A 16,500-nucleotide genomic window follows, 5' to 3' on the forward strand; every position below is an offset into this window, starting at 1 on the left:
CGAAATAAAAAACCGAAGCGACTTTACTATATGAATTACAAACGATTATGAATATTCCTTAACTAAACGACATTGATAATTCATTATTCATTTCGATTGTATCATTAATCATAGATAGAGGTCCTATTGATATTGCACCTCTCAATGGAAGTCCTGAATACATACCAGATACTAATAAATTACGGACAACAATAGCAATATCAATAAATGATTTCATTGAAGCAATAGGTGTCCATAATACTATACTGTCAGATATCACAAGGCTACTAATTACAGCTTTTGAAGAATCAGCTACTGCTAATGATTGTCCGTCTTCTTTTTTAATAACTTTATATTTACCGAATGTGCTACTGTGTTGAACAATTGGTAATAATAAGTTTTGATAAACTCTAATTAACTTATCATGTCCATTATTGTTAACCAAGTCTTTAAACCCTAGAATATCTAAAAATGCAACAATTGTGTTTTCGGAATGAAAACTATTCATAAAAATACCTCCTTCAAATATATTCATTTTCCCCGTTGCGCTCCGCCGCGGTCTTTTCGATATTCATTTTTTCCCCTACCTTTCATCTAACTCATTTTTACATGTAATATATAATATCACTCATTTGGTATGTATATAACAAGTATCTCTTTTAGCTATACCAAAATTAATCTGATTGAATTTATTATCAAAGAGTTTTTGAAGTTATTTATTAACAGTTTTTTGATTGATAGTGAGTTGTCAACCCGCCTGGAGTGAGAGTGATTTGCTAAATGGTTGCGTTCCTTGTTTCGCTCTCTGAACTGATATGTAGTATTGAAAATTCTTTAGTACTTTTTGGGAAGAAAAAAGCCATTACTTGCGTATTACCCATTCCAGTAGCCCCTGGCTGTTTACAGTAATTTTACCTGTGTCCTGAAGGAACCGGATTACCCTTGCAACCCTGTCGGGGTTTGAGCCGGTTGAGTCAATCAGATTCTCAAGGGGTAAGGGTGTTTTGGTTAGTGTGGCTTTAATTTTTTCCAGTATGTTATCGAACTCGTACTTGCTCATGTCAAGCTCATTTCGGGCGGTGCAAACGTCGCATTTACCGCATCGGTAGCTGTCGGTTTGGCCAAAGTACTCACTTAGGAATTGGCTCCTGCACTTGGCCTGGCTTTGGGCGTACTGAAGCATGGCGTTCATTCGGGCACGGTATCGCTCCCTCAGCGTTTGGTAGCGTTCGGGTTCAATGCGCAGGTTTTTATCGTCGAGCCTCTCCTCGATAAATATTACCAAGGGTGTGCGTTTTTTGGGGATGTAGTTAAGGATTTTCTGGCGCGATAAGGTTTTCAGGTTCTCAAATACCTTATCGGCTGGCAGTCCGGTAGTTTTGGAAAGGAATTGCTCATCAATCCTTACGTACTGTGAAAAAACGCCTGGCAGCAGCCTTAGCAGCACCTTGATAAACTTATCCATTTCGGCATGGGCAACCTGATACCTGTATAGCTCCTGTTTGTTCACCAGGAACATGATGCGGCTTGGGTTGTCGAGCTCATCGGTGAGCTCAATGTATCCTTCCTGCTCAAGTATTTTTAGGGAGTTGTATGCAACCACCATGTTAAGCTTGTAGGTGGAGCAGAAATCGATAAGGTTAAAATCGTAAACCTCGCCTTTTCCGGCACCGTAGGCTATGTTTAGGTACGAGCCCAGGGCCTGGTAAATCCTTTTAATTTCATCGGGTGGGGGAAAGTTTGCCTCGAGCCGTTGCTCAATCCTTAGCGAATCGGACTCGTTGTAAAGCAAAACCGCGTACGAGAGTTTTTGGTCTCTCCCGGCACGTCCGGCTTCCTGAAAGTAGGCTTCGGGGGAGTCGGGTAGGTCAATGTGAACCACAAAGCGCACATCGGGCTTGTCAATTCCCATTCCAAAAGCATTGGTGGCTACAATTATCCGGGTTTTCCCGGTTTGCCAGTCGTTCTGCTTGGCGTTGCGCATTTCCATGGTAAGGCCTGCGTGGTAAAAATCGGCAGCATGCCCGGCGCGCTGTAACATTAAAGCAATTTCCTTGGTTTTGTTTCTGTTCCGTACGTAAACTATACCGCTTCCGGGTATGTTATCAACTATTTTGAACAGGTACTTTTCTTTATCCTCCACATTGCGCACCAGGTAAACCAGGTTATCGCGAGCAAAGCTCATGCGGAAAACCTTGCCGTTACGGAAATGTAGTTTCTCCTGAATATCGTCAACCACCTCAGGTGTGGCCGTGGCTGTAACTGCCAAAAATGGGGCCTCGGTTAAAATGGAACGAAGTTCAGCAATTTTCAGGTACGATGGACGGAAATCGTAGCCCCACTGTGAAATGCAGTGCGCCTCATCGATGGCTACCATGCAAACCCGCATTTTGCGGATTCGTTCGCGGAATATGGCAGTGGATAATCGCTCGGGCGAAACGTATAGGAACTTCACTTCGCCATAAATGCAATTGTCGAGGGTAATGTCAATCTCGTGCTGGGTCATGCCTGAATATATAGCTACAGCGCTTATGCCCCGTTTTTTCAGGTTTTCAACCTGATCTTTCATCAAGGCTATGAGGGGTGAAATAACCAGGCATATGCCTTCCATGGCAAGGGCGGGCACCTGAAAGGTGATGGATTTACCGCCGCCGGTTGGCATCAGGGCCAGGGTGTCGTTCCCATTGTAAGCCGATTCAATGATATCGAGCTGAATGGAACGAAATGATGTGTAGCCCCAGTACTGCTTGAGTATATCCTCGAACTTTCCCATAGAAACAAAGATACGAAAAATAGTGTTTGGTGTTTAGTGTTTAGTGTTTAGTGGATAGTGTTTAGTGTTTAGTGTTTGGTGTTTAGTGGATAGTGTTTGGTGGAGCTCAATGTTCCATGTTCCTCTAACTTCTTCTAACTTCCTCTAACTTCCTCAGAATTCTTCCGTTTCACGGTTAACGTTTCACGGTTCACGGTTCACGAACATAAACTCTCTCTAACCCCCTCATATCCCCAATTCTTCTTTTCACTTTTCACTTTTAACTTTTAACTTTTCATGTCACTTAGGTAAAAAAAGAAGACATCCGGAACGTTTTAAGCGCCCCGGATGTCAACCACCTAACCTATTGTAAACCTAAACCAAAACCTAATTATATGAAAATTTCATTGTTTCAAGTATGGAGCATGCCTCAAACCTATCGGCACGCATAAGCTCGTTGTAGGTTTCCTCAAAATACCTCTGGTAAGCCTTTGATGTGTAAACCTCCATGTTTAAGGCATCCACGTTCAAATTATTGCTAAGGTAAGTAGGCATCTTCTCGTTAATTATCATTTGCTCCGATATACAATCAATTCTTATGCCAGAACTTTTCTCAAAGTTTAAGATGTACTTACTATCGTTATTTAGGAACGAACGCAGCTTGAGCATTAGCTTGAGGTACGAAATGCTTTGGCGCCTAATGTCAAAATGGCGAATTAGCGCCGGAACAAGCTCGTCCGATGAATGTTCGGGGTTGTTTTGCAGGTGAACAGTAACCTCCTGCGAAACCTTCTCAAGCTGCACCAGCGAGTATGAAAGCTTCTCGTCAAGATTTCGAATCAAGCTATGTATTACCTCGTTGCTCATTAACCAATCCGTTTAATGTAAATTTATTTCATAAACGTTTAAAAGTCAATTTTGTTAGGGTGATTTTGGTCAACTTTAGTTAAAAAATGACTAAACAACCGTTAAAATTTATCAATTTGCAAAATGTTGATAGTCAGAATAATAAGCATAAATGGTGTAACAATCGATTGTTAAAAGCAAAAACCTTATTGGTTGTAAACGGAATTGATATAGATTTGTACGCTCGTTTGAATGAGTAGATGTTAAAAAAATAAAATATTTTGTAACTGGCATTAGGACAATTATATATGGCTGTTTTTAAAAATAAGAGGCTTGTTTATGCCAAGATTAGTTTAAATTTGTGGGTTTAAATAATTAAAAGGTTTGCTAAATAGATGTTTAACTTATAAATAATCAGTACCAATGAAAATTCTTGTTTGTATTAGCCACGTACCCGATACCACAACCAAGGTGAAGTTTGTAGATGGCGATACTAAGCTCGACACTAATGGGATACAGTGGGTAATTAACCCCTGGGATGAACTATCGTTAACCCGGGCTTTGGAGTTAAAGGATGATGCCAGTACTGGCGTAAAAAGCGTTACTGTTGCACATGTTGGCAATGCCACTACTGAGCCTACCATTCGTAAGGCTTTGGCAATTGGTGCCGACGATGCCATCCGTGTTAATGCTGAACCTACCGATGCATACTATGCTGCAGCCCAACTGGCCGAGGTGGTTAAAAAGGAACAATTTGATATCGTTATGTGCGGGATTGAATCGAGCGATTACAATAACTCTGCGGTAGGGAGCATGCTTGCTGAATTCCTCGGTATTCCATCGGTTTCAGCTGTATCGAATATAAAGGTTGAGAATGGTCAAGCAATTATAACCCGTGAAATAGATGGTGGTAAGGAAATTCTTACCGTGCCAACTCCTTTTGTTGCAATAGTGCAGAAGGGTATTGCCAAGGAGCCCCGTATTGCTGCCATGCGCGGTATAATGATGGCTCGTACAAAGCCCATCAAACTGTATGAACCTGTTGCAGTTGATGCGCTAACGGAGTATGTTAAGTTTGAAATGCCCAAACCCAGGGCAGCTTGTAAGTTTGTGGATCCCGAAAATCCCAAAGAACTTATTACGTTACTCCAAAACGAGACCAAACTCATTTAAGGTTTAACCAAAAAAAATGTAAAAACATGTCAGTACTAGTATATACCGAGAATTGGGACGGCAAATTCAAGAAATTATCGTTCGAACTTGTTTCGTACGCCGGCAAGTTAGCCGAAATGATGGGGACTACCACCACTGCAGTTACAATTGGCGAGGTGTCCGACGATGAGCTTAAACTACTTGGCAAGTATGGTGCCGATAAGGCTATTTGCCTAAAGAGCGATAACCTGAAAAACCTCGATAGCCAGCTATACACTAGCGCTATTGCTCAGGTTGCTCAGTCTGAAGGTAGCAAGGTGATTGTAATTGCTAACAATAACAGCGGTAAGGCCATTGCACCCCGTTTATCGGTAAGGCTTAAAGCTGCATTGGGTTCGGGAGTATCGCAACTTCCGCTAAACCTATCGCCATTTACCGTTTACAAACGCGCTTTTTCAGGCGGTGCTTTTGCGCAGGTAGTGCTTAAAACCGATATCAAAATTATTGCTCTTACACAAAACTCTTTCGATATTGTTGAGAACAGCAAAGATGTTAAGATTGAGAGGGTTGATGCTCAGGTTGACGCACCAAAAACTGTGGTTAAGGATGTTCAGAAGCAAACCGGTAAGCTGCTTTTAACCGATGCCGAAATTGTTGTATCGGGTGGCCGCGGAATGAAATCGCCCGATAACTGGGGGCCAATAGTTGAGCTTGCCGAATTGCTTGGCGGAGCCACAGCATGTTCGCGCCCAGTTTCCGATGAAGGATGGCGCCCTCACGAGGAGCACACCGGACAAACCGGTAAAATTATTGCTCCTAACCTTTACATTGCAGTTGGTATTTCAGGAGCAACACAGCATATTGCAGGTGTTAGCGGTTCCAAGTACATAGTTGCCATTAACAGCGATAAATCCGCACCAATTTTTGAGGTAGCCCAGTACGGTATTGTAGGCGATGCCCAAAAGGTTTTACCAAAACTGGTTGAGGCTGTTAAAGAGATAAAAGGCAAGTAGCACACCATAATTGCAAATCATAAAACATGAACCTGCTGCGTTTGCAGCAGGTTCTTAGGCAAAATAAAGGCATTTACTCCAGATGTTTGTTTTTACCAACAAACCATTGTAAACCAAAAACCAAAAACATGACCAAACAAATAGTATTTGCCATAGCCCTGCTGGTTACCATCGGTGTTTTTGCTTACACCATATCCCGAATTATAAGGTTTTTCATGCTTACACGAAAGGGATTTGCGGTAAATAAGCTGGGTAAAAGGCTATGGGTTACCCTTGAGGTAGCCTTTGGGCAAACCAAAATTTTTCGCAGGCCAGTTATTGGATTAATGCATGCCCTTGTGTTCTGGGGCTTTTGTGTGATCCTCTTTGGCAGTATCGAAATGGTAATCGACGGGTTATTTGGCGTTGAGAAGTCGCTAAGCGTTCTTGGAGCATTCTACAATTTCATGATGGCCACCGGCGATATTTTTGCCCTTCTGGTTGCCATTTCAATAGTGGTATTCCTAATCCGAAGGGTATTTCTTCATATCAAGCGTTTTGAGGGCATTGAAATGAAGAAGATTTCGCATATTGATGCGAATGTGGCTCTTTCAATTATTCTGGTTCTCATGCTCTCGCTAATGGGAATGAATGCTGCATACCTTAAGTGGGTTGAGCTAGCAGGGCATGAAGTGCATGGGGTTTACCCCGTTAGCCAACATCTCACCTGGTTATTCATTGGGATGTCAGTTGATACTGTATTTACCCATTACCAGATTTACTGGTGGACACATATTCTGTTAATCTTCCTGTTTGCAAACCTATTGCCTTACTCCAAGCATTTCCATGTGTTCATGTCGGTACCCAACGTATTCCTCTCGCGGCTTGAGCCGCTTGGCAAATTGCCAAACATGGATAATGTAACCCGTGAGGTAAAGCTGATGATGGATCCCAATGCAGCATTTGCAGCACCTGCAACCGATGCTCCAATTGAGCGATTTGGTGTGAAAGATGCAGAGGATGTAGTATGGAAAAGCTATTTTGATGCCTTATCGTGCACCGAGTGTGGGCGCTGTACATCGGTATGCCCTGCTAACATTACAGGAAAAAAACTCTCGCCCCGCAAGGTGATGATGGACCTGCGTGCCCGAATGAAGGAGAAAGGTCCTATGATGCTTAAAAATGGGCGCGATTACACTGATGGGAAATCGCTTGTACGCGATTACATTAGCGAGGAGGAGCTATGGGCATGTACCACATGCAATGCATGCGCACAGGAGTGCCCCATTAACATTGATCATCCCAAACTCATTGTTGATATGCGCAGGTACCTGGTGATGGAGGAAGGGTCGGCACCCGGTGAGCTCAAGGCCATGTTCAACAATATTGAGAACAATGGTGCCCCCTGGCAGTATTCGCCTGAGGACCGCTTGGTTTGGGCAAAAGATCTTGAGGTTAACGTACAGTAGCATTGCGTTCCCTGCTATCAGTATCAACTTAAACTAATTGGAAAATGGAAACTCGCAAAATAGAAATCCCGGTTATGGCCGACCTCTTTGCCCGAGGCGAAAAGCCCGAATACCTTTTTTGGGTTGGCTGTGCCGGCGCTTACGATGACCGCTATAAGAAAGTGGCTCGTGCTTTTGCCAAAATACTGGTTCACCTAAACGTAAGCTTTGCCGTATTGGGCAAGGAGGAGACCTGCACGGGCGATCCTGCCCGTAGGGCTGGAAACGAGATGCTATTTCAGATGCAGGCCTTACAGAATATTGAACTTTTTAAGGCATACGAAGTAAAGAAGGTGATAACTATTTGCCCCCACTGCTATAATACCTTTAAGAATGAGTATCCCGATTTGGGTGCCGACTTTGAGGTTATCAGCTATATCGATATCCTGAATAAGTTTATTGACGAGGGCAAATTGAGTATCAATACCGATAAATTCAAGAATGCCAAAATCACATACCACGACCCTTGTTATTTAGGTCGTGCCAATGGTATTTACGAGCAGCCACGGGCTATACTTAAAAAGTTGGGTGGCGAACTAGTAGAGATGGAGCGCAACAGGAGTTTTGCCCTGTGCTGTGGCGCTGGTGGCGCTCAAATGTTTAAGGAGGCCGAACATGGTAACAAGGAGGTTTTCCTGGAGCGTATGGATGATGTTTTAAAGGTTGACCCCAACATCATTGCAACGGCTTGCCCCTTCTGCATGACCATGATGACCGATGGTATCAAGTACAAAAATCAGGAAGAGAAGATGCGAAACCTCGATATTGCTGAACTTATTGCAGAATCGCTAAATCTATAACTAATCAATAAACCAAAAACAGCTATGAGCGAAAGAAAATTGCTAAAAAGTGGCGAATTTCTTGTAAATGAGATTGACGCTAACGATATTTTTATTCCCGAGGAATTCAATGAGGAACAGCGGATGATAGCCCAAACCTGTCGCGATTTCATGGAGGCTGAAGTTTTCCCTCGCCTGAACGATATCGACAAGGGCGATCGTGAGCTGATGAGGAGCATTTTGCAAAAATCGGGCGAGCTTGGTATGCTGGGCATTGCAGTGCCTGAGCAGTATAATGGTTTTGGGCAAAACTTTGTAACCCAAATGCTTGTTGCTGAAACTACAGGGGCTGGATATTCATTCTCCGTGGCCTACATGTGCCATTGCGGAATTGGTACAATGCCCATTCTTTACTACGGCAACGAGGAGCAGCGCCAAAAATATGTATCGCGTCTTGCAACTGGTGAACTAATAGGATCATACTGCCTAACGGAACCCGGTGCAGGTAGCGATGCCAACTCCGGAAAAACCACAGCAAAGCTATCGGAAGATGGTAAGTACTACATCCTGAACGGTCAAAAAATGTGGATTACCAACGCTGGCTTTGCCGATACACAGGTTGTTTTTGCCAAGGTGGATAACGACCGAGTCCTGAGTGCATTTATAGTTGAAAGCAAGTGGCCAGGCGTTGTAATTGGCCCCGATGAGCATAAAATGGGTATCAAGGGCTCATCAACCGCTCAAATCTACTACAACGATGTAAAGGTGCCTGTTGAAAATATGCTAGGTAACCGCGGCGAAGGTTTCCGTATTGCCCTTAGCATTTTGCACATGGGACGAATGAAGTTGGGTGCCAATGTGATTGGTGCTGCTAAAGAAACCATAACCCAGTCGGTTCAGTACGCCAATGAACGTAAGCAGTTCAATACCAAAATTGCAAACTTTGGGGCTATCAAGCATAAGCTAGCTGAAATGGTTATTAGGGCCTATGCTCACGAATCGGCCATTTACCGTGTAAGCCAAGATATTGATGACCTGATTGAAAAGTATAAGGCTGAGGGTTGTGAGTATGGCCGTGCTGCCATTGATGCCATTAGCCACTACGCCGTTGAGGATGCCATTCTGAAGGTGAACGGTTCCGAGATGCTCGACTTTGTGGTTGATGAGGGTGTTCAGATTCACGGCGGAATGGGCTACTCAGCTGAGATGAACGTTGAGCGCGGTTACCGCGATTCGCGTATTAACCGAATCTTTGAGGGTACCAACGAGATCAACCGCTTGCTGGTAATTGATACTGCCATTAAGCGCTCCCTCAAGGGCGATTACGATTTGATGGGGCCTGCTGAGCAGCTATACAATAGCCTCGATAGCATTGTGGCTGAAGCGGGTTCGAGCGATTACTATGACCAAAAAATGCAGACCATAAGGAACTTCAAAAAGGTTGCCATGCTGGGTATTTATGGAGCAAACAAGGCTTTTGGTAAGCAGTTTGCAACTGAACAGGAGGTTCAGAACAACCTGAGCAATATCATCATGGATCTGTATGTGGCCGAGTCGCTTGCTCTAAGGGTTAAGAAGCTGGAAAGTAAGGGTCATCAAAATATCAATATCTATAAGGATATTGTTGATGTGTTTGTTTACGATGCTGCTGGCCGCATTCGTAAGAATGCCATGGATGCAGCAAACTCCTTTGCTGCTGAGCCCGAACTTAGTAAGTTAACTGCTGCAATTGACAGGCTTTGTAAGGCTCCATCGGTAAATGTAAAGGATGCCCGCCGCCGCATTGCCGATAAACTTATTGAAGACAACGAGTATATGTTCTAGTAGTCTTAGTAAAAGTTAAGAAGCTACCCAAGGGGTAGCTTCTTTCTTTTTTAACTTTATCGTTTAATTGGGATTGCCTCAATAAGTCAGAAGTGAAGAGTATTTTATGTGCTTCTATTGGCTAATCCCCTCAAAATTTTTTCCATAGCCACATTTCAATTTAATCTCAATACTTTCGATTTGATGTTGTTTAGTTAAGGTTATTTGTCATGTTGAGCTAAGCGAAACATCTCATGGGATCGATTAGAGATCCTTCGCTGCGCTCAGGATGACTGGCAGAGTTGACAGTTGATAGTTGATGGTTGATAGTGAGAAAAAGCATTTCACGAAACACCAAACTCCAAACACCCCTATACACTGTACACTGCACACTATTCAATAGATCCTTCGCTATGCTCAGGATGACAAATGAGTTCATTCGTGTTCGTTACTCGTGAATCGTTGTTCCTTATAAGTGAAACTATTGTCATGCTGAGCTCGTCGAAGCATCTCTTACTGCTTTTATCTCTTATTTAATGAGATTCCCCAAACAACACGGAGTGCCATACGCAGAGGCATAAAAGCCTGACCCGGCAATGGGTCGAGGGTGAAACGTGGCGGTGGGCCTAGTAAGCGATACCACATGAGTCACGCCGTAGGCGTGGCGAATAGTATCGCGTGGCAGTTCCACCCGCGGGGTACCCATCGGGTCGGGCTTTTCAGCCTTGATTTTCTTTGGTTCTTTCTTGTATCAAGACAAGAAAGAACGTGTAAATCGCTCTTTGCAATGCTTTTCTGTTGCGATGCAAAGCCTCACCCTTGCTCTTTGGAAAATGTATTGAGTGCATCGCAACACATGAGGGAGAAGCCATTGGGTTACAAATGTTTCGCCCCTACGGGGCGGGAAGCGTTGCTCGTTGTTCGTTGTTCGTTGGTTCATGAAATTGACCTCACCCCCTCCCCTCTCCTGACAGGAGAGGGGCGAAGCAATAAGGAAACCTTATTGCAGGGCTAAAGTCTCCCCTCTCAGGGGAGATTTAGAGGGGTCATCTAGGTTGAATGTGAGATACGACCTCACCCCAGCACTTTTCCCTGAGAGGGAATGGAGCGGAAGAAGCAAGCAGAGGCATAAAAGCCTGACCCGACAATGGGTCGGGGGTGGAACGTTGCGGTAGGATTAGTAAGCGATACCAAATGAGCCACGCCACAGGCGTGGCGAATTGTATCGCGGGGCAGTTCCACCCACGGGGTACCCATCGGGTCGGGCTTTTCAGCCTTGATTTTCTTTGGTTCTTTCTTGTATCAAGACAAGAAAGAACATGTAAACCGCTCTTTGCAATGCTTTTCTGTTGCGAAGCAAAGCCTCACCCTTGCTCTTTGGAAAATATAATGCGTGCATCGCAACACATGAGGGAGAAGCCATTGGGTTACAAATGTTTCGCCCCTACGGGGCGGGAAGCGTTGCTCGTTGTTCGTGAATCGTTGTTCGTGAAGCTATTGTCATGTTGAACTAAGCGAAACATCTCATGGGGTCGAATAGAGATCCTTCGCTACGCTCAGGATGACATGCAGAGTTGACAGTTGATAGTTGATGGTTGATAGTGAGAAAAAGCATTTCACGAAACACCAAACTCCAAACACCCCTATACACTGTAAACTGCACACTGTAAACTATTTAATAGATCCCTCGCTGCGCTCATGATGACAGGCATGTATATTTTTGTTAACTAATCGACATTGAATTGAGATCCATCAATTCGCTCAGAAAAAAAAGAGTTTCGCGCTGTTATTGCTAAAGAATTTCTGAATTGTTTTTACATTTGTACTAATTTTACTCTTTTACAGCGTTTAATGTGATTAAAAGCAGCAAAGCAGTTTTAGGCAAAGGAGATCAGCAAAGGTCAAAAAAAACAAACATTCATCTTAAACTTAAACTTATCCATTATGTATTTTGAGCCAATACCGTATTTTTACGACCCTATAGATAGGATTGCTATAATAGTAAAACCCAAAAAGCCTTTTTTTGATTGGTTGAACTCCGTATTTCCAGAAGATGAACCAATTACAACTAAGGACGACAACAATGTCTACCTATTAAGGGAAATGGATGATAATGAAGCAGTACTAAAATGGGTTAAGAAAAACTATGATAAAATTTTTATAAATGAGCTTAACGATTGGTATACTGACGAAGAAGGATGGCCAAAAAATAGGACATATAAAATGTTTGCAGAATGGTTTGATATTGAAATATGCTCCATGGTATTAGACCTTGAAGATTTTCCAGTGAATAAGGGTTAGCCCTCGCATAAACAGATAACCGAATAAGCCATTTGACAACTTCTCTTAATTTAGTTAACTTTGCTCTATGAATCCGATAGAGAGAAGTATTGATAAAATTAGAGACTTGTGTTTAAAACACAAAGTCAAAAGGTTATTTGTATTTGGCTCCATATTGACTAATAGATTTAAAAAGAATAGCGATATTGACCTGGTAGTTGATTTTCAGGACGTAGATCTTTATGAATACGCTGACAATTACTTTGACTTAAAAGAATCGTTAGAAAAACTACTTAACCGCAATGTGGATTTGCTAGAGGGAAAAGCTATAAAAAATCCGTATTTAAAGCAAACCATTGATTCATCAAAGCAACTAATTTATGGATAGTGAAATTAAAACTTAGCTCTACGATATTCTACAATCCATTAAATAGATTGAAAGTTACTTTGAAGACATACCAAAGAAATTCGATAAATATATTTACGACATTAGAAAAAAAGAGCGATTGAAAGGAATATTGAAATTATTGGTGAAGCCGCTAATAGAATAGTTAAACGTGATAAAAACTTCCATTTGGAAAACATCCAAAAAATCATTGAAACACGAAACAGAATTGCACATGGCTACGATAAAATATCTGACGATTTAATTTGGAGTATCGTTATTAATCACTTGCCAAAGCTGAAAGAAGAAATTAAATCAAAACTTGAGGAATAAAACTCTTATGCACGCCGATATGTAATCCATGCGTAATTTCCAGTTTGGCTAGGGCTGTAAAAGGCAATTAACAGAAAACGTACGGAGGAGGTTCCCGCAGAGTACGGCGAAACAAGTTATGCCGCCGTTAAACTATCGGTGGCAGGTTGCGCCGTATTTTTTTCATTAAGCTACGCAGCATATCCAGCAAGAATAGTTTAGGCATAGGCACCTAACGCTAGGGATTTTAAGCATACTATTTTCTATTCCATTACAAAGGTTTAACCGCTACGCGGTAATTGGACTTACTAAGTACGATTTTTACTAATTCCTAAAAACTTTTGTCGGACTCCTGAAAAATTAATTTATCTGCTCAATTCTCCTCTAACTTCCTCTAGCTCCATCATATTCTCCTTTTAACTTTTAACTTTTAACTAGTTCCAACTTCCTCTAACTTCCTCTAACTCCATCATATTCTTCTTTTCACGTTTCACGAACTCAAACATCCTCTAACTTCATCATATTCCGATTATTCCGAATCATTCCGAATCATTCCCCTAAAGTTAGCCCGGTAGAATTAGTTAATACAAGGAACTTAGGATTAATACTTTTCACTTTTCCCGCATCTATCGCAAAACTCAAAAATTAATTTTTTTAGCTGTTCAATATCTAAGGGTTTTGTGATATAGGCATCGAACACCTCCCTGTTCTTTTCAATATCGTCAAGGGTAGCATAAGCAGTTTGGGCTATTACGGGTAGAGTAGGTTTTAGCTCTTTAATGAGCTTAGTGGCCGATACTCCGTTGAGTTCCGGCATTTTAATATCCATGAGTACCAGGCAGATTGAATCTTCGTTTTGGCAAAGTTCTACAGCTTTGCGGCCATTATCGGCGTGTAGGAGCTGAAAGTCAAAATCTTTTAGCACCGCTTTTAGCAGCTTGAAGCTATTTATATCGTCCTCGGCCACAAGAATTGTTTTCATTTCGGAGTTGTTCGTTTGTGATTGGATACTAATACCTTTACTCTCTTTACTAGTTATTGGGTGATATGGTAGTGTAAAGTAAAAGGTTGCCCCTTGCCCTAGCTCTGATTCAACCCATATAGCACCGCCCATTAAGTTTAAAAAGCCTTTACAAATTGATAAACCCAATCCGGTTCCCCCATACTCAGCATGGATATTCTCATCGGCCTGGGTAAAGCGTTCAAAAATCACATCTTGCTTTTTACCTTCAATTCCTATGCCAGTATCCTTGACGTAGAATTCCAGGTTGCTGCTTTTAAGCCTATAACCAAATTCAATAGAGCCATTGTGGGTAAACTTCACAGCATTTAAAAGCAAGTGGTATAGTACTTGTCTAAGCTTTAGTTCATCGATAAAAATTTCATCTTCTTTATCGGAAAACTCCTTGTAAACCCTCAATTCAACTGGTTTATTGGCAAGTTTTGCAGAAAAAGTATGGTAAAGTTCATCGAGTAGGGTATTCAGGTGTATGTTAGTGTTGGTTATTCGTTCCTGTCCGGTTTCAATGGATGAAATTGTTATGATATCGCTGATGATAGAAACTAATTGCTTGCTTGAATCCTGAATGATTTGAATGAACTTTTTAGATTCGTCGGCTGAGATATCAATGTTATTGAGCATTTGCGAGAAACCATAAATTGCGTTTAAGGGTGTTCGCACTTCGTGACTTAGGTTATGAAGAAATGCCGTTTTGAGTCTGCTGGCCTCCTCGGCTTTTTCCTTAGCTCCGGTAAGCATCAGGTTACTCTCACGTAACGCTTCGGATGTTGCGAAAAGTTCCTCGTTGGTTGCCCGTAGCTCCTCTTCGGATGTTTGCAGCTCATAGTACATTTTTTGGAGTTCACGCTCTTTCTGTTCAGCACTTTCCTTAGCTAATATGAGCTGATGCTCGTACCTTAGCCTGTCGAAAATGTTGTAAATCAAATAGGAAATAAGTATCAAGCCAGCAATTAAAAGGCCAAGGGCAATGTTATGGAGGGAAATTGAACGTAGAGTGGCCTCACGCATATCCAATTGAACCATTATTGACCACTGGGTGTCGCTCTTACCAATACGAATGGGGTAGAAGGTTCTAAAAACCTCACTTTTAGTATAGTTACAAACGGTTTCATAGCTCTGCTCCAGCCCTGATTTCACAATGTACCTGGCAAGGGTATCGTTAGTCCCAGCAAGCGAGAAAATATTTTTGCCAATGAATGCGGTGTCCGGATGAGTAACAATTTCGCCATCCGATGATATTAGCGACAGGTGACCTTTGGTTTGTAGTTTAATTTCCGATAATTTTCTTTGCAAATAGTTAAGGTCGAGGTCAATACCATAAACTCCGCAGAACTTATTGTTGATTATTATTGGTACTACAATTGATGTTTCGTAGAATTCAATTGGGTATCCCTGGTACTGATATATGTATGGCTCTAAAACCATTTCGCTATTCCTTTCTTTGGGAATAGTGTAGTAAAACTCATTGTAATCTTCGGGCTCAGTGTACTCAAACACAATGCTATCGGCCATGCGGAAAAAAGTAACCGATAGATGTCCTTCCCTGTCGTAGGGTGGGGTGTTTCGGTATTGCCTATCCTTACCATCGAATGCGTTTGGCTCCCACATAGTCCAAACAGCTAAAAAGTCGGGGTTATCCTTTGTGTAACTATGTATAAGACTCACAATCTCCGACCTGTCGGCTCTCTTTTCGTACAAAACCTTTGTTTGCTTTACTAGCGAACGGGCGGAGTGTATGGCATTGATGAAATACGATTCAACCTGACTTGCAGCATTTTTGGATTGCTGAATGGCAATCCACTTGGAGTCGTTGTAAATAAATCTACGTTGGCGAACACCAATGGTATAGTAAAGGAAAATAAAGATTATGGCAGTTAGAACCGCCGCCGAAACAGATAGAATGAAGTTGGACCGGTAATAGTTCCTTTTCATGATAGATTGTGAAAATAAGTATTGTTTATGGCTTTGGGATTATCTTTTCTATACTTTTCCCTTTTGCCAAATCATCAACCAGCTTGTCCAGGTAGCGTATTTTTTGGGTTAAAGGATTCTTGATTTCCTCTACCTTTATTCCGCAAACCTTTCCGGTTATTAATTCCGCATTGGGGTTGATTGTTGCAAGCCGGAAAAACTCCTCAAAGGTTACATTTTGCTCAATGAGACTTTCCAGCGTAGCAGTGTCAAAACCCGTAAGCCATTTAATGATAATGTTTAGCTCCTCGCGAGTTCGCCCTTTCCTTTCAATCTTGGCAAGATAAAGGGGGTAAACCCTTGCAAATGACATGCTTGCAATTTTGCTGTCGGAATCCATTTCCTTTACAATGGTATTTGTATAACATGCTAAATATATGGTGATAGTAATGCTTTTCAAAATATAAATCGAACTTTTTTGTTTTTTTTTCTTTAGAGGTGTTTTTTGTCTAAGGTGTTGATATTAGCGAATATAATTGTTTTGTGTAAATTTTATTTTATTGTTAATTGGACGAAAAAGGGTGAAAATCGATAAAATTTCGTTTAAATAGTTGATGTGTTCTGGATTTCAAGAAAGTTTGTTTAATGAGCAGTTAAGCCATCCGAGAATTCATTAGTATTAATGAATCAATGTTGTTTATTTTCATAGGAATTGGTTAAAACCCTGCAATTTCATTGCAGGTACTTTAGTTTCTATAAATTTCATAGATTTACAGAATG

At 41.8% G+C, this 16,500-nt stretch carries 15 protein-coding genes; 8 read left to right on the forward strand and 7 right to left on the reverse strand.

Features of this window, described 5'->3' with window-relative positions; translation table 11 throughout:
* Positions 1 to 58: 58 nt before the first annotated feature.
* From AB6811_RS13530 to AB6811_RS13540, 3 genes are all read right to left on the reverse strand, one after another.
* The gene (locus AB6811_RS13530; RefSeq protein WP_369491143.1) at positions 59 to 514 is read right to left on the reverse strand and encodes a hypothetical protein; all 456 of its coding nucleotides are present in this window, start codon (positions 512 to 514) and stop codon (positions 59 to 61) included.
* A gap of 327 nt (positions 515 to 841) precedes the next feature.
* Positions 842 to 2,752, reverse strand: coding sequence for a RecQ family ATP-dependent DNA helicase (locus AB6811_RS13535; RefSeq protein WP_369491144.1), 1,911 nt, complete (start codon positions 2,750 to 2,752; stop codon positions 842 to 844).
* A 366-nt stretch (positions 2,753 to 3,118) separates the two neighbouring features.
* Positions 3,119 to 3,598 (reverse strand): hypothetical protein, encoded by a 480-nt coding sequence (locus AB6811_RS13540; protein WP_369491145.1) that lies wholly within the window; start codon positions 3,596 to 3,598, stop codon positions 3,119 to 3,121.
* Between the two features lie 402 nt (positions 3,599 to 4,000).
* Here AB6811_RS13540 and AB6811_RS13545 point away from each other — a divergent pair, with 402 nt between their 5' ends.
* From AB6811_RS13545 to AB6811_RS13565, 5 genes are all read left to right on the forward strand, one after another.
* Positions 4,001 to 4,750, forward strand: coding sequence for an electron transfer flavoprotein subunit beta/FixA family protein (locus AB6811_RS13545; protein WP_369491147.1), 750 nt, complete (start codon positions 4,001 to 4,003; stop codon positions 4,748 to 4,750).
* Between the two features lie 26 nt (positions 4,751 to 4,776).
* On the forward strand, positions 4,777 to 5,742 hold the full coding sequence (locus tag AB6811_RS13550) for an electron transfer flavoprotein subunit alpha/FixB family protein (protein ID WP_369491149.1): 966 nt from the start codon (positions 4,777 to 4,779) through the stop codon (positions 5,740 to 5,742).
* 128 nt (positions 5,743 to 5,870) lie between these two features.
* Positions 5,871 to 7,190, forward strand: coding sequence for a 4Fe-4S dicluster domain-containing protein (locus AB6811_RS13555; RefSeq protein WP_369491151.1), 1,320 nt, complete (start codon positions 5,871 to 5,873; stop codon positions 7,188 to 7,190).
* 44 nt (positions 7,191 to 7,234) lie between these two features.
* Positions 7,235 to 8,029 carry a (Fe-S)-binding protein gene (locus AB6811_RS13560; RefSeq protein WP_369491153.1) on the forward strand — a complete coding sequence of 265 codons (795 nt, stop codon included), beginning with the start codon at positions 7,235 to 7,237 and terminating at the stop codon, positions 8,027 to 8,029.
* Positions 8,030 to 8,053: 24 nt separating this feature from the next.
* Complete coding sequence (locus AB6811_RS13565) at positions 8,054 to 9,832, forward strand: acyl-CoA dehydrogenase FadE (RefSeq protein WP_369491155.1); 1,779 nt, start codon at positions 8,054 to 8,056, stop codon at positions 9,830 to 9,832.
* A gap of 508 nt (positions 9,833 to 10,340) precedes the next feature.
* Here the strand turns inward: AB6811_RS13565 and AB6811_RS13570 are convergent.
* On the reverse strand, positions 10,341 to 10,517 hold the full coding sequence (locus AB6811_RS13570) for a hypothetical protein (protein ID WP_369491157.1): 177 nt from the start codon (positions 10,515 to 10,517) through the stop codon (positions 10,341 to 10,343).
* Between the two features lie 368 nt (positions 10,518 to 10,885).
* Positions 10,886 to 11,068 carry a hypothetical protein gene (locus tag AB6811_RS13575; protein ID WP_369491158.1) on the reverse strand — a complete coding sequence of 61 codons (183 nt, stop codon included), beginning with the start codon at positions 11,066 to 11,068 and terminating at the stop codon, positions 10,886 to 10,888.
* A gap of 687 nt (positions 11,069 to 11,755) precedes the next feature.
* Between AB6811_RS13575 and AB6811_RS13580 the strand changes: the two genes are divergently transcribed.
* From AB6811_RS13580 to AB6811_RS13590, 3 genes are all read left to right on the forward strand, one after another.
* Complete coding sequence (locus tag AB6811_RS13580) at positions 11,756 to 12,112, forward strand: hypothetical protein (RefSeq protein WP_369491159.1); 357 nt, start codon at positions 11,756 to 11,758, stop codon at positions 12,110 to 12,112.
* Positions 12,113 to 12,179: 67 nt separating this feature from the next.
* Positions 12,180 to 12,479 (forward strand): nucleotidyltransferase family protein, encoded by a 300-nt coding sequence (locus AB6811_RS13585; RefSeq protein ID WP_369491160.1) that lies wholly within the window; start codon positions 12,180 to 12,182, stop codon positions 12,477 to 12,479.
* A 159-nt stretch (positions 12,480 to 12,638) separates the two neighbouring features.
* Complete coding sequence (locus AB6811_RS13590) at positions 12,639 to 12,809, forward strand: HepT-like ribonuclease domain-containing protein (protein WP_369491163.1); 171 nt, start codon at positions 12,639 to 12,641, stop codon at positions 12,807 to 12,809.
* A 580-nt stretch (positions 12,810 to 13,389) separates the two neighbouring features.
* Here the strand turns inward: AB6811_RS13590 and AB6811_RS13595 are convergent.
* Positions 13,390 to 15,741, reverse strand: coding sequence for a hybrid sensor histidine kinase/response regulator (locus AB6811_RS13595; protein ID WP_369491161.1), 2,352 nt, complete (start codon positions 15,739 to 15,741; stop codon positions 13,390 to 13,392).
* Between the two features lie 25 nt (positions 15,742 to 15,766).
* On the reverse strand, positions 15,767 to 16,180 hold the full coding sequence (locus AB6811_RS13600) for a DUF2200 domain-containing protein (RefSeq protein WP_369491162.1): 414 nt from the start codon (positions 16,178 to 16,180) through the stop codon (positions 15,767 to 15,769).
* Positions 16,181 to 16,500 lie beyond the last annotated feature (320 nt).

Origin of the sequence: Tenuifilum sp. 4138str (assembly GCF_041102575.1) — a bacterium.
Classification (GTDB): domain Bacteria; phylum Bacteroidota; class Bacteroidia; order Bacteroidales; family Tenuifilaceae; genus Tenuifilum; species Tenuifilum osseticum.